Here is a 20,233-nt window from a genome sequence, read left to right on the forward strand (position 1 = left end):
GAAATAGGCGACACCATTATTGACGGTCGACTCACCTGAAGACCATTCTGTTGCGGGCGTTCCACGCCTGAGACCCGCACCGGTTCTCGGCGTCCCCGACAGAGAGGTCGGACAGTGCGACTGAAACGTGTGACGACTGTGCTCGCGGCGCTCCTGATCACCGCCACGGCCGGAGGGCCGGCCGCGGCCGGTGGATCCGGCGGACCCGAACGGGTGTCGCGGCCCGGGGAGTACGCGGGCTACTCGCCCGTGCTCTACGACGAGTGGGTGCGCACCTCGCAGTACCTGCCCACGCGCGACGGCACCCGCCTCGCCGTCGATCTCTACCGCCCGGCCGTCGACGGCAAGGCGGTCGAGCGGCCCTTCCCCGTCGTCTGGGAGCACCAGCTCAGCCGGGCCTCGCGGGCCGGGGACGGCGCGGTCGACCTGCGTGGTGTCACCAGCGGCATGGCCGAACTCACCAGGTACGGCTACACGGTGGCCTTCGTCGACCGCCGCGGCAACGGCGCCTCCTTCGGCACGATGACGGGTTACCACTCCCGCACGGAGGCCTCCGACGCGTACGACGTCACCGAGTGGCTGGCCGCGCAGTCCTGGAGCGACGGCCAGGTCGGCGTGTTCGGCTGCTCCAACACGGGCGACGCCGCGATGCAGGCGGCGACCGTGGGGGCGCCCCACCTCAAGGCCGTCTTCGCGGGCAACTACTCGTTCCACAAGTACGACGCCTTCCAGCGCGGCGGCATCCGGGCCAACTGGGGCGTCGGCCCCAACCGCACCCGCGAGGAGGACCTGCGCAACCTCCCCGTCGACGCGGACGCCGACGGCGCCCTGCTGCGGCAGGCGGTGGAGCAGCACCAGGCCAACACCTCGCTGCGGGACATGTGGCGCAAGGCGCCCTACCGGGACAGCGAGGTCGCCTCGGTCGGTACACAGCCGTGGCCCGAGTACAGCGTCGCCACCTACAAGGACGCCATCGAGCGCTCCGGCGTCCCCATCTACAGCTACGACGGCTGGGACGACGACTTCCGCAAGGAGAGCCTGGTCAGCGCGGCGACGCTCAGCAACCCGCACAAGGTCCTCGTCGGCCCGTGGCTGCACTGCGAGAACCAGGGCTTCGACATCGTCGCCGAGCGGCACCGGTTCTTCGACCACTGGCTCAAGGGCGTGGACAACGGCATCATGCGGGAGCCCGAGGTGCACTACTACACCGGCTCCTCCGACGGCACGGGGCAGTGGCGCGACGCCCGGCAGTGGCCGCCGAAGCCGTCCGCCCGCCCGACGCGTTACTACCTCGGCGGCGGCACGAGCGGCACGGTCGACTCGGTCAACGACGGCACTCTGGGCCGCTCCCGGCCGCACGGGAAGGGCGGCGGCGACGCCTACCCCGTCGACTACTCGGTGAGCTGCCCCGGTCCGATCGACCAGGAACAGACCTGCCCGCAGGACGAGAAGGGGCTGACCTGGACGACGGCTCCGCTGAAGGACGACGTCGAACTCACCGGCCATCCCGAGGTCTCGCTGCGCCTGTCCTCCACCGCGCCCGACGGCAACGTCTTCGCCTACCTGTCCGACGTCGCCCCGGACGGCACCGTGCGCATCCTCACCGACGGCCGGCTCCGGCTGGCGCTGCGCGGCACGCAGCGGGCGCCCTACGACGTGCTCGACACGCCGTGGCACCGGGGCAACGCCGAGGACGCCGAGGCGATGCCCGAGGGCCGCGCGGAGCGTGTCGACTTCGACATGCTGCCCCTGTCCTCGGTCGTGCCCGCCGGGCACCGGCTGCGGGTGACCGTCACCGGGGCCGACGTGCGCGAGAGCGACCGCACCGAGGTGAGCCCGGCTCCCGTGTACACCGTGCACCGCGAGCCGGCCCGGGCGTCGTCGGTCGTCCTCCCGGTCGCGCGGTGAGCGCCGTGCCGACGAGGAGGACGGGACGGACGGGACGGACCGGGCGGACACGAGTACTGCGCGATGCCGTCGCGGTGTGCCTCGCGGTCGTCGGGGTGGCGGCGCTCGCCGCCCCGGCGGCGGGTGCCGCGCCGCGCGGCACCGGACCGTGCCCCGAAGGGAGCCCTGTTCACGTGACCTGCACCGGCGGCGAGTTGGCCGACGGCACGCCGTACCGGTTCGTGGTGCCCGACCGCTGGAACGGCATCGTGGTCGTCGACCTCGACTTCGTGAGCCGCGCCGCCGACGAGCCGCTGACCGCGGAACTCACCGGGCGGGGTTACGCCGTGGGCGGCACCACCCGCGACGTCACGGGCTGGCGCATCGCCGACGCCATCGACAACCAGGCATCCGCGCTGGGGAAGTTCGAGGAGGCCGTCGGACCTGCCCGGTGGGCCATCGCCTCCGGACGCTCGATGGGCGGTTTCGTGTCGGCGGGCGTCGCGCAGGTCCACCCGGACGCCTTCGACGCCGCCGTGCCCTTCTGCGGCGGCCTCGGCGGCGCCGTGGGGCAGTGGAACCAGAAACTCGACACGGTCTTCACGCTGAAGAACCTGCTCTTCCCCGACAGCGCGCTGCCCGTCACGGATATCCCCGCGGACACCGAACGGGCCACCGCGGACTGGAGGTCGGCGCTGGCCTCGGCGCAGGCCACCCCCGCGGGCCGGGCCCGGATCGGGCTGGCCGCGGCGATCGGCCAGCTGCCGGGCTGGGGCCTGGCCCCGGACGGCGCGGCGACGCCCGTGCCCGACCCGGACGACGCGGACGCCGTGCAGGAGGGCATGTACCTCGCCCTCTCCGGCGGCTCGCAGCCGTACATCGGCCAGGCCATGAGCAGCCGGCGGTCCATCGAGACGCTGGCGGGCGGCAACCCCTCCTGGAACACGGGCGTCGACTACGCCCGCCAGTTCGCGGCGGCGGCCCCGGAACAGCGGCGGACGGTCCGGGAGCTGTACGCCCGTGCGGGCCTGGACGTCCGTGCCGACCTGGGGGCGCTGTCCCGCGCGCCGAGGATCGAGGCCGATCCGCACTCGGTGGCGTACCTGGAGAGGGGCATCGTCTTCGACGGCGACCTGGAGATCCCGGTGCTCACGGTCAGTCCGGTCGGCGACCAGATCTCCACCGTCGCCCAGCAGCAGGCGTACGGGGAGGCGGTGCGTACGGCCGGCAAGGCGGCGCTGCTGCGCCAGAGTTACCTGCGGACGGTCGGGCACTGCACGTTCACGCCCGCCGAGCAGATCGCGGCGCTCACGGCGATGACCGAGCGGCTCACGACCGGACGCTGGTCGGACTCGACCACGCCGGCCGGCCTGAACCGGCTGGCGGACGGGGCCGGGAAGGACCCCGGCCGTTACGTGCGCTACCGGCCGCCCGTCTTCAACCGGCCGTACTCCGGCTGAGCCGCACGCACCGAAGGGCCCGCCGGACGAGCGGGCCCTTTGCGCACTGCCGGCAAGGCTACCGGCGCGTGTCGAGCGGGGTCTCGCGGGTCAGCGTGACCGCGGCGAGGGCGGCCGCCGCGAGGGGGACGGCCACCAGGAAGACGGACGCGAGACCCGCGGTGTAGGAGGTCCGTACGGAGTCGGCGAGTTGAGCGGGCAGTTCGGCGACGCGCTCCGGGGTGCCGAGCAGAGTGTCGGGATCCTGGCCGGAGGGGAGTCCGGAACGCAGCCGGGCCGAGATCATCGCGCCGAACGCGGCCACGCCGACCGCACCGCCGAGCGTGCGGCTGAAGGTGGCCGCCGCTCCCGCCACTCCGACGTCGCCGGCGCCGACGGCGTTCTGCGCCACCAGCACCAGCACCTGCTGGGTCAGCCCCGTGCCCAGGCCCAGGACGGCCATGGCCCCGGCGAGCCACCACGCGGAGGTGTCCGGCGCGAGCGGCGACAGCAGGACGGCGCCGGCGGTCACCAGGGCGCAGCCGACGACCGGGAACACCTTCCAGCGGCCGGTCCGGTTGATGAGGTACCCGGAGAGGGTGGAGGCCGCGATCATCGTGCCGACCTGGGGCAGCATCAGCAGTCCGGCCCCGGTGGCCCCGTGGCCCCGCACCACCTGGAGGTACTGGGGCAGGTAGATGACGCCGCCGAACATGACCGCGCCGACCAGGAAGCTCGTCGCGCAGGCCACGGCGAGTCCGGGCCGGGCGAACAGGCTGGGCGGCAGGATCGGGTCGGCGGCGCGGCGTTCGCGGTGCACGCATCCCGCTGCCAGCACGAGCACCGCGCCGCCGAGCGCGGCCGTGGGCCAGGACGGCCACGGCCACGCCCGGCCACCTGCCGACAGCAGCAGCACGAGAGTGGACGCGCAGGCCGCGAGCAGGGCGCCGCCGAGGACGTCGACGCCGCCGCGAGGGGCGTCGGGGACGCGGTGCGGTGCGAGCCGCACCAGCAGGGCGGCGGCCAGGGCGACGGGGATGACGCCGAGGAAGCACCAGCGCCAGCCGAGCCCGGGCACGCCGACGAGGAGCCCGCCGACCAGGGGTCCGGCGACGGAGGCGGTGCCGAACGCCACGCCGAACCAGCCGGTGTAGAGGCCGCGTCGGCGTGCCGGGACGAGTCCGGCGACGAGGGCGTTGGTGAGCGCGAGGACGCCGCCCGCGCCGACGCCCTGCAGTGCGCGCCCGGCGATCAGCACGCTCATCTCCGGTGCGCAGCCGGCCACCAGTGAGCCCGCGACGAAGACGCCGAGCGCGGCCAGGAGCAGCGGCCTGGGTCCCTTGCGGTCGGCGGCCTTCCCCCACAGCGGCGTCGCGACCGTCATGGTGAGCAGGGCCGCGCTCGCCACCCACGGCACCTGATCCTGGCCGCCCAGCTCGCCGGCGATCGTCGGCAGCGCGATGCCGACGATCGTGTTGGTGAGCGAGCCGACGAACAGTGCGGCCAGTGCCCCGGAGAGCACCGTCCGCATGGCGGGCGCCGGGTCGGCGGGCGGCGAGGACGCGTCGGCCGGGTCAGTCACCGGCGCGCACGCGCCGGTCGAGCCAGTCGCCGACCGTGCGGGTGAGGGCGTCGCCGTCGGCGCTGCGCGCGTCCACGTTGTCGGCGTGCAGTTCCAGCACCGGGATGCCGGCGGCCTCCAGGGCGCGGGTCGTGAAGTAACTGCCGCGCGCGTCCTCGGAGACCAGGTGCACGACCCCGTCGACGCCGTGGTGGCGGGCCTCCTTCACGTACCACTCGGCCGACCAGGGCGGGGTGTAGAGCTGGTCGGAGAAGGCGGCGAAGCGGGCGGCGAGGGCGCGCAGCGGGTCGCCGCCGTAGCGCAGGTAGCCGTCGGCGGCGATCGCGAGGTACATGGACCAGACGAACACCGCGCCGTGGCTCTGCTCGAAGCGCCGGTAGAAGTCGAGGTCGAACCAGAGCCCGCGGCCGATCCACATGAGCCTGGCCCGTTCTTCGGGGCAGACGGCCGCCCCGGTGGAGACGCGCTCGGCGACCTCGTCGTGGAAGGCGCGGGCGGCGTCGCGTGCCCAGGTGGTGCCGCGGTGCCACTGCGGGATCATCACGCTGGGGATGCTGTCGTTGACCGGCAGCGGGCAGGGGCGGGCGCGGGCGATCAGGTCGCGGGTGCGGCGGTTCCACTCCTGCTGCTCGTTGACGAGGTCCATGACCTCGGCGAAGCGGGTCTCGGAGAACACCCGGCCGGTGGTCTGCTCCAGGAACCGGATGAGTCCTTCGAGTTCACCGGTCATCAGGTCCAGGCGGTCGCTGCCGACGGCCCGTTCCCAGTCGCGCGGCATCAGTTCCCACCAGCGGGCGGGGACGTCGTTCTCGGCGGCGCTCTCCAACGGGTAGAAGGAGACGCCCGGTTGGGTGTCCCAGATGTCGAAGATCTTGCGGGAGGCGTCGCCGGTGGTCTCCGTGAGCACGATGGTGGGCCGGGGCAGGCCGCCCCAGGGCGCGTTCGCCGGGTCGGGGTCGAAGGCCGAGGCCAGGGGGATGGAGCTGTACTGCTCGCTGTCGTCGGGGTAGCCGCGCTCGCGCAGGAGCCCGAGGTAGTCCTGGGCGCGTCGTTTGGCCGTGACGATCGAGGACCACCACTGGTTGACGACGTACGGGATGCCCATGGCGCGGAAGATCTCCTGCGGGGCGTCGGCGTTGACCAGGGCGAGGTCCCCGCCGGCGGCCACTTCCTGGTGCAGGTCGGCGAACCACTGCCGCTGGTGGGCGGTGGCCGCCGACGCGGAGGCCAGTCGGGCGGCGCTCATCGGGCCGGCTCCGCGGGGACCCGCAGGGGTCCCGCCAGTGCGGCCAGCGCCTCGGCCGCCTCGTCGCCGAGCGCGCCGTACGGCTGCCGGCTCAGCCGCACGGACGGCAGCCCGGTCGCCTCCCGCTGGGCCGGGTAGTCCCAGCCCGGGGCGTCGTCGCGTATCCGGGCGTAACTGACGAGGGCCTGCGCGCCGCACTCCCGGGCCGCACGCCGGGTGTGCGCGGCGCGGGCGCGGATCGAGGCGCGGGGCGCGGCGGGGCCGTTGTACTGGTAGCGCTCGGCGAGCGCGGCCTCGGTGGGGGCGGCGGTGCGGCGCAGGAAGAGCAGGTCGCCCCAGTCGTGGTCCTCGCCGACGACGAGCAGGCCGCTGTCCTCCAGGGCGGTGTAGACGTGGTCCGTGTCGTGCGGGCTTCCGGTGAGGAACACTCTGAGTCCTTCGTGCTCGGGCAGCTGGTCCGCCTCGGTGAGCAGTGCTTCGAGGAGCGCGGTGGCGCGGTCGACGGGCAGTGCGGTGGTCGCGGCCACGACGGTCAGTGCCTGGGTGCCGGTGAGGCGGGCCGGGTGCGACCGCCGCAGGGCGGCGGCTCCGGTGAGCAGTTCGCGGAGCCTGTCGTGGGCGGTGATGGCGTCGGCGAGCGCGCTGTCGCCGATCGACCGGCCGGCCCAGGTCTCGACGGTGGCGCGCAACTGGCCGAGTTTGGCCCGCACATAGCGGGTGGTCGTGCGGTGCGGCAGGTGCAGTACGTCGACCAGGTGCACCGGTGGCAGGGCCAGGGCCGGGTCGACGCGGCGCAGTTCGCGCAGTGCGTAGAACAGCCGCAGGGACGCCTCGCAGTCACGGGAGACGACGACGCCGTCCAGGGGTCCGAAGTCGCCGTCGAGCAGGCGGGTGAGGACCGAGCGGGCCGCGGGGTCGAGCCCGGTGCCGAGGCAGCGGTCGCCGGCCGCGCTCGGGGCGCCCGGGGTGCCGGACAGGCGCAGGGGCAGCAGGCCGGCCGCGGTGATGTACTCCACGGGCACGTCGGCGCCGACGTAGCCGATCACCCCGCCGTGGTGGCGCGCTCTGAACTCGTCGGCGGCCGCGCGGCGGTCGGTGCCGTGGGAGGTGAGCCGCGCGAGGGCAGCGGACATGGGGTTCCTCCAGGTGGTACGGGTGTGCGGTGGGGCGGCGACCCGGGTGCGGCGGGATCAGATCACCGACTCGGCGGCCAGCTCGGCGATCTCCTCGGGGCTGTAGCCGAGCTTCTCGCGGTACACCGCGTCGTTGTGCTCGCCGAGCGCCGGGGCGGGCCGGTCGAAGCCCGCGCGGGCGGCGGAGAACCGGATGGGGACGCCGGTGGTGGCCAGGCCCTCGACGGGGCCGTGCGTCGGGTGGACCACCGGAACGACCTCCTCGCGCCGCTGCACGAGCGGGTCCCGTACGGCGTCCCGGGGTTCGCGCACCTCGGCCGCCGGCACGCCGTGCTCGGTGAACGCGTCGAGCGCCTCGGCCGTGGGGCGGGCGCTGCTCCACTCCCGGATCAGGGCGTGGATCTCGTCGGCGTGCCGGACCCGCTGGTCACGGCTGTGGAAGCGGGTGTCCTCGATCAGGTCGGGGCGGCCGACGGCGCGCAGGGCGCCGTGGGCGAAGGCGTCGGTGGGCGCGGAGAGCGCGATGTGCCCGTCGGCGGTCGGCAGGATGCCGAAGGGGGCGAGGCGGGGCACCATGGCGCCGGTGCGCTGGGGCATGCCGACTGCGGCGAAGGCGTCGAAGGGCTCGCACGCCACCAGGGAGGTGAGGGCGCCCAGCATCGACACGTCGACATGCTGGCCTTCGCCGCTCTGGTCGGCCTGCATGAGGGCCGACAGGGTGCCGATCACCGCGAAGAGCGGGGCGAGCATGTCGCCGACGGGCAGGCCGAAGCGCACCGGTCCCTCGTCCGGTTCGCCCGCGGTGAGCATGACGCCGGACAGCGCCTGGATGATGGAGTCCATCGCCTTGCCGGAGCCGGGGCCGCCCTGGCTGCCGAAGCCGGTGATGGACGTGTAGACGAGGCGCGGGTTCAGCTCGTGGACGGCGGCGTAGTCGATGCCGAGCCGCCCGGTCACGCCGGGGCTGTAGTTCTCGACGAGGACGTCGGCGTCGCGCACCAGGTCGGCGAAGACCCGCCGGGAGCGCTCGTCCTTGAGGTTGAGGGTGACGCTCTGCTTGTTGCGGCCGCGGGCCAGCATGGAGACCGACATGTCGTCGGGGTTCTGCCGGGAGACGGAGAGGCCGTCCCCGCCCACGTAGGGCGCGTTGTTGCGCGAGGAGTCGCCGCCGGTGGCCGGGTTCTCGACCTTGATGACGGTGGCGCCGAGCCCGGCGAGGAGCAGGGTGGCGTAGGGGCCGGCCAGCGCGGTGGTCAGGTCGATGACGGTCCGTCCGGCCAGTGGCTGGTCGCTCATGATGCCCTCTCGGTGTTCAGCTCGATCAGTACGCGGCCGTCCTCGCGGACGAACCGGCCGTTGAGTCCCGCGGTGCGGGTGATGTGCTCGATGTAGTCGGTGACCCGCCGGCCCTCCTCGGTGCCGCCGCAGGGCACGGGGCGACCCCGGTCGTCGATCCAGCAGGGTTCGAGGGCCGCCTCGACGAGTCCGTCGGCGTCGAAGCGGCACACGGCGATCGCGGTGTTGCGGCTCTCCGGGTGGAAGGGGTAGGCGGGCATGCCGGGGTCCGGGGCGAAGCCGTACAGCTCCTTGCGGCGCCGGGCCCAGGCGGTCAGCTCGGCGCTGGAGCGGCTGCTCGCGTCCGGGGTCAGCGCGCGGGTGACGGTGACGAAGTTGCCGAGGCCGTGGAAGATCGGGCGGCCCCGGTAGGTCTCGATGCCGCGCATGATGTGGGCGTGGTGGCCGAAGACCGCGTCGGCGCCGGCGTCGACGGCGGCCCGGGCCACCGGTGACTCGTACATGGCGACGGCGGCGGGGGTGTGGCCGACGCCCTTGTGGAGGCCGACGAGGACGACGTCGGCCCGTTCGCGCAGGCGGGACACGTCGTCCTGGAGGGCGGCGAGGCTGTCCGGGTCGGCGAAGGTGTAGATCTTCGGCGGTCCGCCGGGGCTGGCGTGGTCGAGTTCGTAGTGGGTGAGGACGTGGACGTAGGCGCAGCCGGCCTTGCGGGAGGTGGCCCAGGACTCGCGCGGGCCCACGCAGTTGTAGGAGAGGACGCCGATCCGCAGTCCGCCGCGTTCGACGACGGCCGGTGTCCTGGCCTCGTCGAGGTCGGCGCCCGCGCCGGCGGTGGCGAGGCCCGCCCGGCGGGCGTGGGCGACGGTGTCGGCGACGCCCTCGGCGCCCGCGTCGTTGATGTGGTTGCCGGCGAGCGTGACGACGTCGAAGCCGGCCTCGGCGAGGGCGGTGAGGGCGGCGGGGTCGGCCGGGGGCGCGGGGACGTCGGTGCTCTGCTGGACGGTGGTGGTCGAGTGCGGGACCTCGACGTGCCCGACGGTGACGTCCGCGGCGCTCAGCAGGGCTGCCGAGGGGGCCAGGAACGAGGCGGGGTCGGGCTCGTCGAGGATGAGGTCCCCGACCGAGGCAACGGTGATCACGTGACGGTCTCCTGAGGGGTGGCGGGGCTGTCGCCGTGCCGGGGATCGGGGTGGCGGGGGTCGTGGCGGGGGTCGCGCCGGCGGGAGTCGTGGTGCCGGGAGAGGAACGAACGCAGGCGCGCGGTGCGGGGGTTGGTGAGCATCTCGTCGGGCGTTCCGCTCTCGACGATGCGGCCGGCCTCCATGAACACGCAGCGGTCGGCGACCTCGCGGGCGAAGGCGATCTCGTGGGTGACCACGACCATCGTCATGCCGTCGGCGGCCAACTGCCGCATCACGCCCAGTACTTCCTCGACCAGCTCGGGATCGAGGGCGCTGGTGGGCTCGTCGAAGAGCATGACGCGGGGCCGGGCGGCGACGGCCCGGGCGATCGCGACCCGCTGCTGCTGGCCGCCGGAGAGCTGGCGCGGGTAGTGGCCGGCGCGGTCGGCGAGGCCGACGCGTTCGAGCAGGGCGCGGGCCTCGGTCTCGGCCTCCTCGCGGGAGCGGCCGTGGACGCGCACCGGCGCCTCGGTGATGTTGCGCAGCACGGTGAAGTGCGGGATGAGGTGGAACTGCTGGAAGACCATGCTCATCCGCCCGCGCTGGGCGGCGACCCTGCGGGCGCTCAGCGGGCGCAGGGCGCCGCGGTGGCGTTCGTGGCCGAGCAGTTCGTCGTCGAGGTGGATGGCGCCGGAGTCGATGGTCTCCAGCTGGTGCACGCACCGGATGAGGGTCGACTTGCCGGAGCCGGAGGGCCCGATGACGGTGACGACCTCCCCGTCGGCGACGTCGAGGTCGACCCCGTCGAGGGCGGCGTGGTCGCCGAAGTTCTTGCGGATGCCCCGCACGCGCAGGGCGGGTTCAGTGGTCATGCGGACGCTCCGTCAGAGGTCTTCTTCGGACGGCGGGCTGCGCCGCCGGTGGTGTGGCCCCGGGAGAAGTGCCGCTCCAGCCAGCGCTGTCCGACGGTGAACAGCGTGACCACGGCGAGGTACCAGAGGCAGGCCACGATGAGCATGGGGACGATCTCGTAGGTGCGGTTGTAGACGACCTGGACCGAGTGCAGCAGATCGGCCATGGCGATCACCGAGACCAGCGCTGTTCCCTTGAGCACGCTGATGAACTGGCTGCCGCCCGGCGGGATGATCACGCGCATCGCCTGCGGGAGCACCACGCGGAAGAAGGTCTGGCCCGGGGTGAAACCCATGGCGCGGGCCGCGTCGCGCTGCCCCTGCTCCACGCCGAGGAGCCCGCCGCGGATGATCTCCGCCATGTACGCGGACTCGACGAGCGACAGTCCGACGACGGCGGCCGTCACCGGGGTGATCACCTCGTTGGCGTCCCAGGAGGCGAACTCGGGACCGAAGGGGACCCCGATGGAGATGCGCGGCAGGAGGTAGGCGAGGTTGAACCAGAAGATGAGCTGCACCAGCGGCGGAATGCCGCGGAACACGCCGATGTAGAGGGTGGCGGCCCAGCGGACGGGCGGGAACCCGGACATCTGCGCCGCCGCCAGGATCGCGCCGATCACGGCGCCGATCACGGTGGCCGCGACGGCGAGCCACACCGTGGTGCCGAGTCCGGAGAGCACCGAGGGTTCGAGGAGGTACTCCGCGACGACGTCCCACTCCAGGCGCGGGTTGGTCACCAGGAAGTGGACGAGGAGCACGGCCACGAGCGCGAGGAGCACGCCGGCCACCACCCGCCAGGGGCGTACGCGCCGCCTGGACAGGGCGACGTCGTCGGTCCGCGGGTCGGTGGAACTCTTGCTCACCGTCGGTGAGATGGGTCCGGCCACGGTTCAGCTCTCTTCGCCGGCGATGTTCAGGACGGGTCGGTCGACCATCACGTCCTTCAGCCCCCAGTGCTCCATGACGCGCCGGTACTCACCGTTGTCGACGAGCTTCTGGAACGCCTTCTGGACCACCGGCCCGAGCCCGCCCTCCTTGGGCACGAGGAGGGCGAGGTTGTCGGTGGTGGCGCCCTGCTCCTCGGTCTGGGTGACGTACTCGTACTTGTCCGACTGGGACTCGGTGACGTCGATGGCGGCGGCCTGGGTCATCCCGGCGGCGTCGGCGCGGCCGGACTGCGCGGCGAGCAGGGTGGCGTTGGTGTCGTCGAGCCCGATCGACTCGGCGGCCGGCCTGCCCTGCCCGGTGCAGAACTTGGACAGCTTCTCCAACTGGCCCTCGACGATGCTCGCCTTCACCACGGCGACCTGCTTGCCGCACAGGTCGGCGGCGGAGGAGATCCCGGCCTTGCCCGTCCTGGGCACGACGTAGGACGTGCGGCTGGTCATCCAGGTGACGGTGTCGAACTGGCGCTCGCGTTCGGCGGTGGCCTGCACGGGTCCGTTGAAGCCGTTGTAGCGCCCGCTGAGCATGCCCTGGAGCGCGGCGGGGAGGTTGTTCACGATTCTGATCTCGGTGCGTACTCCGAGTACCTGCCCGAGTGCTTCCTGCAGGTCCGTGTCGATGCCCGTCACGGTGCCGTCGGCGCCGACCGAGCGGAAGGGCGGGTGCGAGTCACCCGCGAACCGCAGGACGCCGGCGTCCTTGACCGACTGCGGCAGGGCGTCGTGGAGTGCCTTCACCTCGGGAACGGAGGGCTTGGAGACGCCTTCCTCCTCGTCCGCGGCGCAGCCGGCGAGAATCACGGCGGAGACGAGCGCGGTCGTGAGGGTGCAACATGTTCGCCACCGACGGTGGCCTCGAAAGTTACGCATGAAGGTGTTCCCTTGCATGGGGAGAGATCCGCGTCATTGTCGGTATCGATGCCGAGCGTCGCATGAGGTGTCGCCTATGACAAGAGTCGTGCGATACTTTCGATGCGACGCGAAGGCCACCGAAGGAACCGAGGTGCCATGGGCAAGGACCTGTTGAAGGCCGAGCTGCCCCGGGCTCAGAACGGGGCGGAGCCCCAACTCCTGCTGACCTCCCTGCTGGGCGACTTCTGGTACTGGCGCGACGAACACATCCCCGCCACCGCCCTGGTGAGGCTGCTCGCCGACTTCGACGTGACGTCCGACGGCGCGCGGGCCGCGATGCGCCGTCTCGTGGCCCGCGGACTCCTGGACACCTCGCGCAGCGGACGCACCACGGCGTACGGCATCCCGGCGCGCACCTCCGAGGTGATCGTCGAGCGCGCGCACCGAATGCTGACCTTCGGCGCGACCGCGCCCGAGTGGGACGGGCGGTGGACGGTCGTCGCGTTCTCCGTCCCCGAACAGGCCCGGGGACTGCGCACCGCGCTGCGCTCCCGGCTGCGGCTGCTGCGGTTCGCGGCGCTGTACGACGGCGTGTGGGTGTCGCCGCACGACCTCGGCGCGGACGCGCAGGCCCTGCTGCGGGAGCTGGGCATCGAGACGGCGACCGTGCTGCGCTCGGCCGCGGTACCCGGGGGGACGCGGCAGGGCGATCCGGTCTCGGCGTTCGACCTGACGGCGCTGGGCAAGGAGTACCGCGCCTTCACCGAACGCTACGAGCCGGTCCTCGAAAGCCTCGCCGCGGGTCTGATCAGCCCGGCCGAGGCGCTGCGTATCCGCACCGAACTCCGGGTGGCCTGGCGGCGGTTCCCGGAGACCGACCCGGACCTGCCGGCCGAGCTGCTGCCTCCCGACTGGGACCGGCCCCGCGCCCAGCGGGTCTTCCTGGAGATCTACGACCGCCTGGGACCGCTGGCCGAACTGCGGTTCCGGCAGATTCTCGGCACGGTCTCACCCGAACTGGCCGACCTGGCCTCCCACCACGACTCCGCGGCCATCGCCGACCTGTACGCCTCGCTGGGCGACCGCAGGGCGCACGGGGACACTCCGTTCGAGCAGGCCACCGCGGCCCGGCGGCTGGACGAGGTGACGCGCTCCAGGTCGTGACCCCGGTGGCCGGTCCCCGGCGACCGGCCCCCTCCGGCGCGGCTCAGGACAGCGCGCGGTGCGCACTCTTCAGCGCCTCCCGGAAACGCTCGACGTCGGCGGCACCGAGGTCCGCCACCATCCGCCGCTCAAGGAGCCGGGCGGGCTCGGCGTGGTCGGCGAGCAGCCGCCGCCCGGCGTCGGCGAGCAGGATCACCTTCTCCCGCCGGTTGCCGGGGTTGGGCTCGCGCCGCACCAGGCCCCGGCTCTCCAGGGCGCGCACCATGTCCGCCATCGACTGCGCCGTGACGAACGAGTCGCGGGCCAACTGCGCGGCGGAGATGCCGTCGTGCCGCTCCAGCACGGTCAGCGCGGTGTACTGCAGCGCGGTGACGCCCGCCGGCTTGAGCAGCTCCTCCAGACGGGCGCGGACCACGAGTTCGGTCCGCTTGAGCAGGTAGAGCAGCGACGGCCCCGCCTCGTCCGCCGCCTCGGCGTCCCCTGCGGGCCACTCATGCGCTCGCGTCATCCCGTGCCTCCGCCGACTGCCGATTCGCGTCTCACAGCGGACCACCCTAAGCCATTGACAGGATTCCTGTTGAAAGAGAACACTGAAGTCGAACGACAGGATTCCTGTCGATCAGTCACGGGTGACGGCCCGGTCGGCCTCGCCGCCCCTCAGGAACCCCACCGCCATCAGGAAGAGGCACAGCCATGGATCTGCAGGGCAAGGTCGCCGTCGTCACCGGGAGCGGGCGCGGTCTGGGACTCGCGTACGCCAGGGCCCTGGCCGCCGCGGGCGCCTCCGTCGTGGTCAACGACGTCGACGCCGACGTGGTCGACGAGGCGGTCGGCACCATCACCGCGGCCGGCGGCAGGGCCACGGGCGTCGTCGCCGCCGTGGGCGACAGCGAGGCCGCCGAGCAGCTCACCGAGGCGGCGGTGCGGGAGTTCGGCCGGCTGGACGTCCTGGTCACCAACGCGGGCATCCTCCGCGACCGGGTGCTGTGGAAGATGACGGACGACGACTTCGACTCCGTGGTCAAGGTCCACCTGCGCGGCACGTTCACCTGCGCCCGGGCGGCGGCGGTGCGGATGCGCGAGCAGGGCGAAGGCGGGCGGCTGATCCTGATCTCCTCCCCCGCCGGCCAGCGCGGCAACTTCGGCCAGACCAACTACGCCGCCGCCAAGGCCGGCATCGTGGCGATGGCCCGGACCTGGGCGATGGAGCTGGGCCGGGCGGGCATCACCGTGAACGCGGTCGTCCCCGTCGCCGCCACCGAGATGACCAGGACGATCCCGGCCTTCGCGCCCGCCATCGAGGAGGCCGAGCGCACCGGCACGCCGCTGCCGGACTGGCTGCGCAAGGACGAGGGCCTCGGCACCGTCGAGGACGTGGCGGGCCTGATCACCTTCCTCGCGTCGGACGGCGCCAAGGACGTCACCGGGCAGGCCATCGGCATCGGCGGCGACCGGCTGGCCCTGTGGGCCCACCCCAAGGAGGGCGCGGTCGCCTTCGCCGACGGCGGCTGGAGCGCCGACGCGATCGGCGAGCGCTGGCACGACGGCGTAGGCGCCGAGCCCGAGACGTACGGCATCCCGGCTCCCACGGCACCGGGGGCCTGACATGAGCGACTCGGCCATCGACGTCGACGCCCTCACCGCCATCGACGTCCACACCCACGCGGAGGTCTCCCGCTCCGGTCACGGCGCGCTGAGCCCGGAGCTCTTCGGGGCGTCCGAGGAGTACTTCAAGGCGCACGGCCACCGGCAGCCGACCATCGACGAGATGGCGGCGCACTACCGGGAGCGGCGGATGGCCGCCGTGGTGTTCACCGTGGACGCCGAGCACGCCACCGGCCATCCCCGGATCGCCAACGAGGAGGTCGCCGAGAACTGCGCCGCCCACGCCGACGTGCTCATCCCGTTCGCCAGTGTCGACCCGCACAAGGGCCGGGCGGGGGTCCGGGAGGCACGCCGCCTGGTCGAGGAACACGGGGTGCGCGGCTTCAAGTTCCACCCGAGCATCCAGGCGTTCTCGCCGAACGACCGGCTGGCGTACCCGCTCTACGAGGCGATCGAGGAACTGGGCGTGCCCGCGCTGTTCCACACCGGGCAGACCGGGATCGGCGCCGGGGTGCCCGGGGGCGGCGGCATCCGGCTGAAGTACTCCGATCCCATGCTCGTCGACGACGTGGCCGTGGACTTCCCCGAGTTGCGGATCATCCTGGCGCACCCCTCCTTCCCCTGGCAGGACGAGGCGCTGGCCGTCGCCACGCACAAGCCGTACGTGCACATCGACCTGTCGGGCTGGTCGCCGAAGTACTTCCCGCCGCAGCTGGTCCGGTACGCCAACACGCTCCTCAAGGACAAGGTGCTCTTCGGGTCCGACTACCCGGTCATCACCCCGGACCGCTGGCTCGCCGACTTCGACAAGCTCGACATCAAGCCCGAGGTCCGGCCCAGGATCCTCAAGGACAACGCCGCCCGCCTGCTCGGCCTGCGCAAGGACTGAGGGAGGACGCCGTGCTGAACCAGGGCATCGGCTCCTGGCCCGCCCGCCGCGCCCGCAGGACACCCGCGCGTACGGCGGTGGTCCACCGGGGCACCGGGACCACCTACCGCGAGCTGCACGAACGGGTCCTGCGCCTGGCGCACGCGCTGCGCGCCCTCGGCGTCGTCCGCGGCGACCGGGTCGCCCACCTGGGCCCCAACCAGCCGGCCTTCCTGGAGACGCTGTTCGCCGCGGGCGCCCTCGGCGCCGTCCTCGTCCCGCTCAACACCCGTCTCGCCGCACCGGAGTTGGCGTACAGCCTCGTCGACAGCGGCAGCACGGTACTGGTGCACGGCGCGGAGCAGGCGGAGACGGCCACCGCTGCCGCCGCGGACACCGGCGTCCGGCACCGCGTCACGCTCGGCGCACCCGGCGGCGGGGCCCTCGGCTACGAGGACCTGATCGCGGGCGGCTCCACCGAGCCGCTCGACGAGGCCGTCGCCCCGGACGATCCGTGCCTGATCATGTACACCTCCGGGACGACGGGCCGCCCCAAGGGCGCGGTGCTCTCGCACGCCAACATCACCTGGAACAGTCTCAACGTCCTCGTCGACACCGACCTGACCGGCGACGAGGTCACCCTGGTCGTCGCCCCGCTGTTCCACACCGCCGGGCTCAACATGACCTGCCTGCCGACCCTGCTCAAGGGCGGCCGGGTCGTACTGCTGGAGGCCTTCGACGCGGGGACCGTGCTGGAGGCGGTCGAGCGCGAACGCGTGACGTACATGTTCGGCGTGCCCACGATGTACGACGCGATGGCCGCCCACCCGCGCTGGGAGACGGCCGACCTGTCCAGCCTGCGCTCCCTGAACTGCGGCGGCGCACCGGTACCGGCCCGCACCATCGAGCGGTACCTCGCCCGCGGCCTGGCCTTCAGCCAGGGGTACGGCATGACGGAGGCGTCCCCCGGCGTGCTCCTCCTGGACCGGGAGCAGACCTCGGCCAAGGCGGGTTCCGCGGGCGTCCCGCACTTCTTCACCGACGCCCGGGTGGCCCTCCCCGACGGCAGCACCGCCGGTGCAGGGCAGCGCGGCGAGATCCTCGTCCAGGGGCCCAACGTGATGTCCGGCTACTGGAACCGCCCCGAGGACACCGCGGCGGCCGTCACCGACGACGGCTGGCTGCGCACGGGCGACGTCGCCCGCACGGACGAGGACGGTTACGCCTACATCGTCGACCGGGTCAAGGACATGTTCGTCTCCGGCGGGGAGAACGTGTACCCGGCCGAGGTGGAGGACGCCCTGCTGAGCCATCCGGCCGTGCGCGAGTGCGCGGTCGTCGGAGTGCCGGACCAGGTCTGGGGCGAGGTCGGCCACGCCGTCGTCGTCCTGGCGGACGGCGGCCGGGCCGACGGGCCGGAGCTCCTCGCGCACCTGCGGGGCCGGCTGGCCAAGTACAAGATCCCGAAGACGGTCGTGTTCGCCGCGGACCTGCCCCGCACGGCCTCCGGCAAGATCCTCAAACCGGCCGTGCGGAAGGCTCACCCGGCACCGTCCGCCGGACCCGCCGTCCCCGAGAGTTCCACCTCCCCCTCACCGAAAGGCAGTACGCCATGAGCACCACCGCCCGGGGCATCGAGGGCCTCACCTCCCTCGCCGGCCGCGACCTCGGCCGCACCGACTGGCTGGAGATCACACAGGAGCGCGTCAACACCTTCGCCGACGCCACCGACGACCACCAGTGGATCCACACCGACCCAAAGAAGGCCAAGGAGGGCCCGTTCAAGGGGCCCATCGCCCACGGCTACCTGACCCTGTCCCTGATCATCCCGATGTTCGGCGACCTCCTGGAGATCTCCGGCATCTCCATGAGCGTCAACTACGGCCTGGAGAAGGTCCGTTTCCCGAGCCCCGTGCCGGTCGGCGCGAAGATCCGCCTGCACGGGGTGGTCGACTCGGTCGAGGAGGTCAAGGGCGACGGCGTGCAGATGGGCGTGGCCTTCACCGTCGAGGTGGAGGGCGTGGAGAAGCCCGCCTGCGTGGCGCAGGCCGTGTACCGGCACTACGCCTGACCGCGGCGCCGGATCAGCTCTCCCGCACCGGGAGCGCGTACAGCTGCGGCAGGTTGACCACGATCGCCTCCTGCGTGCTGCGCGCGATGACGACCACCGCCTCCTCCGCGGGGTCGGGGTTCTCCTCCCGGTGCGGGACGAACGGCGGGACGAAGATGTAGTCGCCGGGAGAGGTGCGCAGCCGCACCTCCTCCTCGCGGCCCTCCGCCTCGTCCAGGAAGACGAACTCCGGGTGCCCGCCGACCACGTAGATGGCGGTCTCCGACTCGCCGTGGTGGTGGTCGGAGGAGGACGTGCCGGGGGCGACGTGCGTCTGGCCCATCCACAGCTTCTCGGAGCCCACCGCGCGTCCGCTGACGGCCGCGAACCTGCGCATCCCGCCCGTCTGCGCGGTGTCCCCGTCCAGGGCGTCGGCCCGGATGTGGTGCAGCCGGCCGCGCAGGGGGGTGACCGGCTGCCCGGGGGCGTCGTGGAGGTGCGGGTGGAAGCCCTCACCGGGGGCTGTCAGCGGCTCGCTCATGGCGGGGACGCTAGAAGGCCGCGGGAAAAGATGTCAAGAGGTGTCCTTTGCCGTTCACCTGCGGCAACGTTCCCGCAACGGAGGCGGGGGATCCGTCGCGGGACCTTGGCACGGCGGCCGGCTCGGGCATCATGGGCGCATGCATATCTCCGCGAAGGCGGACTACGCCACGCGGGCCCTGTTGGAGCTCGCCCGTACCCCCGCCCGCCCGCTGACCTGCGAGGCCATCGCCGACTCGCAGCAGATCCCGTTCCGTTTCCTGAAGTCCGTCGTGGGCGAGTTACGCAGGGCCGGGCTGGTCCGCAGCCAGCGCGGCTGCGAGGGCGGCTACTGGCTCGGCCGGCCCGCCGACGAGATCACCCTGCTCGACGTCTCCCGTGTCGTGGACGGCGAGTTGCTCACCCTGCGCGGCGAGGCGCTCGCCGCGCTGGACTATCCCGGCGCCGCCGGCCGGCTGCCCGACCTGTGGCGCCGGATCGAGAGCGACGCGGCGGCAGTCCTGGGCGGGGTGACCGTGGCCTCGCTGCTGCCGGCCGAGGACGCGCTCACCGCGGCGGCGGGCCGGGCCCCGGCCGGGAAGGGCGCCGCGTGAGTGCGGCACCCGACGGGCACCGGGCGGAGGTGGTCGAGTACACCGATCCGCTGTGCCCCTGGGCATGGGGCTCGGAGCCCGTCTTCCGCCGGCTGCGCGCCGCCCTGCCCGACGGGGTCCGCTGGCGCCGCGTGTTCTGCATCCTCTTAGACGAGGACGACGACCCCGCCCCCGATCCCGCGGCGGAGACCGCCTGGTACGCGCGGTACGTCGAGGACGTCGCCCGCCACACCGGTGCCCCTCGGGCGGCGCGGCTGAGCCGGGTGGCGGCGAGTTCGTGGCCCGCGTCGCTCGTCGCCAAGGCCGCCGAGGCGCAGGGGCCGGACGTGGCCGAGCGGGTGCTGCGCCGGCTGCGGGAGACGGTCTTCGTGCTCGGCGAACCGGCCGACACCCACGAGCTGGCGCTGTCGGCGGTACGGGGCACACCGGGACTCGACCCGGACCGGCTGTCCGCCGACGCGCTGTCCGACGCCGTGCGGGAGCGGGTGCTGGCCGACCGGAGCGAGGCGCGCCGCCCGGTGCCCGAGGCGCGCTCCGCGCCGGGCGGTTCACCGCATCCGGGCGCCGCCAAGGAGACCGAGGACGGCGGCCGCCGGTACGCGCTGCCGACCGTGCTGGTGCGGTCGCGGTCCGGGCACCGCGTGGTCCCGGGACTCCGCCCCCTCCAGGCGTACGAGGCCGCGGTCGGCGAGCTGTGCCCCGGGGCGGTGTTCCGGACCGTGCGGCAGTCGCCGGACGAGGCGTTGCTGTGCCACCGGACCCTGACGGGGCCGGAGCTGGAGCTGCTGGCGGACGGGCACGAGCCACCGGCGTGGGCGGTCCGCGCCGAGACGGGCAACGGCCCGCTGTGGCTGCACCCCGAAGAGGCGGCGACGCACCCGGCGACCAGGCCCGGCGCCCCCGACCGACCGTGACAAGGCTCTGAACTGCGACGGAAGCTCGTCCCGCCCAATGAGACACCAATTGGTGTCCATTGACAGCCCCTCATGACTGGCCCCAGGA

19 protein-coding genes are annotated in these 20,233 nt (G+C 73.2%); 9 read left to right on the plus strand and 10 right to left on the minus strand.

From position 1 onward, the window contains the following. The first annotated feature begins 129 nt into the window (after nucleotides 1–129). On the plus strand, nucleotides 130–1,908 hold the full coding sequence (locus tag IG94_RS0106730) for a CocE/NonD family hydrolase (RefSeq protein ID WP_157852221.1): 1,779 nt from the start codon (nucleotides 130–132) through the stop codon (nucleotides 1,906–1,908). Between the two features lie 173 nt (nucleotides 1,909–2,081). After that, nucleotides 2,082–3,347 (plus strand): alpha/beta hydrolase family protein, encoded by a 1,266-nt coding sequence (locus IG94_RS0106735; protein ID WP_043483039.1) that lies wholly within the window; start codon nucleotides 2,082–2,084, stop codon nucleotides 3,345–3,347. A 58-nt stretch (nucleotides 3,348–3,405) separates the two neighbouring features. Here IG94_RS0106735 and IG94_RS0106740 read toward each other — a convergent pair whose 3' ends face one another. Genes IG94_RS0106740 through IG94_RS0106775 form a run of 8 tightly spaced genes read right to left on the minus strand, consistent with a single transcriptional unit; the run spans nucleotide 3,406 to nucleotide 12,429 of the window. Further along, a complete protein-coding gene (locus IG94_RS0106740; RefSeq protein ID WP_031032428.1) occupies nucleotides 3,406–4,908 on the minus strand; it encodes an MDR family MFS transporter in 1,503 nt (500 codons plus the stop codon). Next, on the minus strand, nucleotides 4,901–6,154 hold the full coding sequence (locus IG94_RS0106745) for a 2-hydroxyacyl-CoA dehydratase family protein (protein ID WP_031032431.1): 1,254 nt from the start codon (nucleotides 6,152–6,154) through the stop codon (nucleotides 4,901–4,903). The genes IG94_RS0106740 and IG94_RS0106745 overlap by 8 nt, the downstream gene beginning before the upstream one ends. Continuing rightward, on the minus strand, nucleotides 6,151–7,287 hold the full coding sequence (locus IG94_RS0106750) for a 2-hydroxyacyl-CoA dehydratase family protein (RefSeq protein WP_031032433.1): 1,137 nt from the start codon (nucleotides 7,285–7,287) through the stop codon (nucleotides 6,151–6,153). The genes IG94_RS0106745 and IG94_RS0106750 overlap by 4 nt, the downstream gene beginning before the upstream one ends. 57 nt (nucleotides 7,288–7,344) lie before the next feature. Further along, on the minus strand, nucleotides 7,345–8,583 hold the full coding sequence (locus IG94_RS0106755) for a CaiB/BaiF CoA transferase family protein (protein ID WP_031032436.1): 1,239 nt from the start codon (nucleotides 8,581–8,583) through the stop codon (nucleotides 7,345–7,347). Beyond that, nucleotides 8,580–9,722 (minus strand): CapA family protein, encoded by a 1,143-nt coding sequence (locus IG94_RS0106760; RefSeq protein ID WP_031032438.1) that lies wholly within the window; start codon nucleotides 9,720–9,722, stop codon nucleotides 8,580–8,582. The genes IG94_RS0106755 and IG94_RS0106760 overlap by 4 nt, the downstream gene beginning before the upstream one ends. Continuing rightward, entirely contained in the window at nucleotides 9,719–10,576 is an 858-nt protein-coding gene (locus IG94_RS0106765; protein WP_078892189.1) for an amino acid ABC transporter ATP-binding protein, read from the minus strand. Before IG94_RS0106765 ends, IG94_RS0106760 begins: the two co-directional genes overlap by 4 nt. Further along, nucleotides 10,573–11,478, minus strand: coding sequence for an amino acid ABC transporter permease (locus IG94_RS0106770; protein ID WP_031032443.1), 906 nt, complete (start codon nucleotides 11,476–11,478; stop codon nucleotides 10,573–10,575). Before IG94_RS0106770 ends, IG94_RS0106765 begins: the two co-directional genes overlap by 4 nt. Before the next feature lie 27 nt (nucleotides 11,479–11,505). Then, the gene (locus tag IG94_RS0106775) at nucleotides 11,506–12,429 is read right to left on the minus strand and encodes a transporter substrate-binding domain-containing protein (protein ID WP_078892190.1); all 924 of its coding nucleotides are present in this window, start codon (nucleotides 12,427–12,429) and stop codon (nucleotides 11,506–11,508) included. A 138-nt stretch (nucleotides 12,430–12,567) separates the two neighbouring features. Here IG94_RS0106775 and IG94_RS0106780 point away from each other — a divergent pair, with 138 nt between their 5' ends. After that, nucleotides 12,568–13,575, plus strand: coding sequence for a PaaX family transcriptional regulator (locus IG94_RS0106780; RefSeq protein ID WP_031032448.1), 1,008 nt, complete (start codon nucleotides 12,568–12,570; stop codon nucleotides 13,573–13,575). 43 nt (nucleotides 13,576–13,618) lie between these two features. On the opposite strand, the gene IG94_RS0106785 is transcribed toward IG94_RS0106780, so the two are convergent. After that, on the minus strand, nucleotides 13,619–14,083 hold the full coding sequence (locus IG94_RS0106785; RefSeq protein ID WP_052410575.1) for a MarR family winged helix-turn-helix transcriptional regulator: 465 nt from the start codon (nucleotides 14,081–14,083) through the stop codon (nucleotides 13,619–13,621). Between the two features lie 185 nt (nucleotides 14,084–14,268). On the opposite strand from IG94_RS0106785, the gene IG94_RS0106790 reads away from it, so the two are divergent. From IG94_RS0106790 to IG94_RS0106805, 4 genes are read left to right on the plus strand one after another with little or no spacing between them, the layout of a single operon-like run. Beyond that, entirely contained in the window at nucleotides 14,269–15,180 is a 912-nt protein-coding gene (locus tag IG94_RS0106790; protein ID WP_031032451.1) for an SDR family oxidoreductase, read from the plus strand. 16 nt (nucleotides 15,181–15,196) lie between these two features. After that, a complete protein-coding gene (locus IG94_RS0106795) occupies nucleotides 15,197–16,069 on the plus strand; it encodes an amidohydrolase family protein (protein ID WP_157852223.1) in 873 nt (290 codons plus the stop codon). 11 nt (nucleotides 16,070–16,080) lie between these two features. Further along, entirely contained in the window at nucleotides 16,081–17,664 is a 1,584-nt protein-coding gene (locus tag IG94_RS0106800; RefSeq protein WP_052410576.1) for an acyl-CoA synthetase, read from the plus strand. Then, on the plus strand, nucleotides 17,661–18,119 hold the full coding sequence (locus IG94_RS0106805) for a MaoC family dehydratase (RefSeq protein ID WP_031032459.1): 459 nt from the start codon (nucleotides 17,661–17,663) through the stop codon (nucleotides 18,117–18,119). Before IG94_RS0106800 ends, IG94_RS0106805 begins: the two co-directional genes overlap by 4 nt. Nucleotides 18,120–18,132: 13 nt before the next feature. Here the strand turns inward: IG94_RS0106805 and IG94_RS0106810 are convergent, their stop codons facing one another. Continuing rightward, nucleotides 18,133–18,639: a cupin domain-containing protein gene (locus IG94_RS0106810; protein WP_031032461.1), complete on the minus strand. Its 507-nt coding sequence runs from the start codon at nucleotides 18,637–18,639 to the stop codon at nucleotides 18,133–18,135. Nucleotides 18,640–18,778: 139 nt separating this feature from the next. Between IG94_RS0106810 and IG94_RS0106815 the strand changes: the two genes are divergently transcribed. Continuing rightward, nucleotides 18,779–19,231: an RrF2 family transcriptional regulator gene (locus IG94_RS0106815; RefSeq protein WP_031032462.1), complete on the plus strand. Its 453-nt coding sequence runs from the start codon at nucleotides 18,779–18,781 to the stop codon at nucleotides 19,229–19,231. Further along, complete coding sequence (locus tag IG94_RS0106820) at nucleotides 19,228–20,145, plus strand: DsbA family oxidoreductase (RefSeq protein WP_031032463.1); 918 nt, start codon at nucleotides 19,228–19,230, stop codon at nucleotides 20,143–20,145. The genes IG94_RS0106815 and IG94_RS0106820 overlap by 4 nt, the downstream gene beginning before the upstream one ends. Nucleotides 20,146–20,233: the final 88 nt, after the last annotated feature.

Source organism: Streptomyces olivaceus (assembly GCF_000721235.1).
GTDB lineage: Bacteria > Actinomycetota > Actinomycetes > Streptomycetales > Streptomycetaceae > Streptomyces > Streptomyces olivaceus.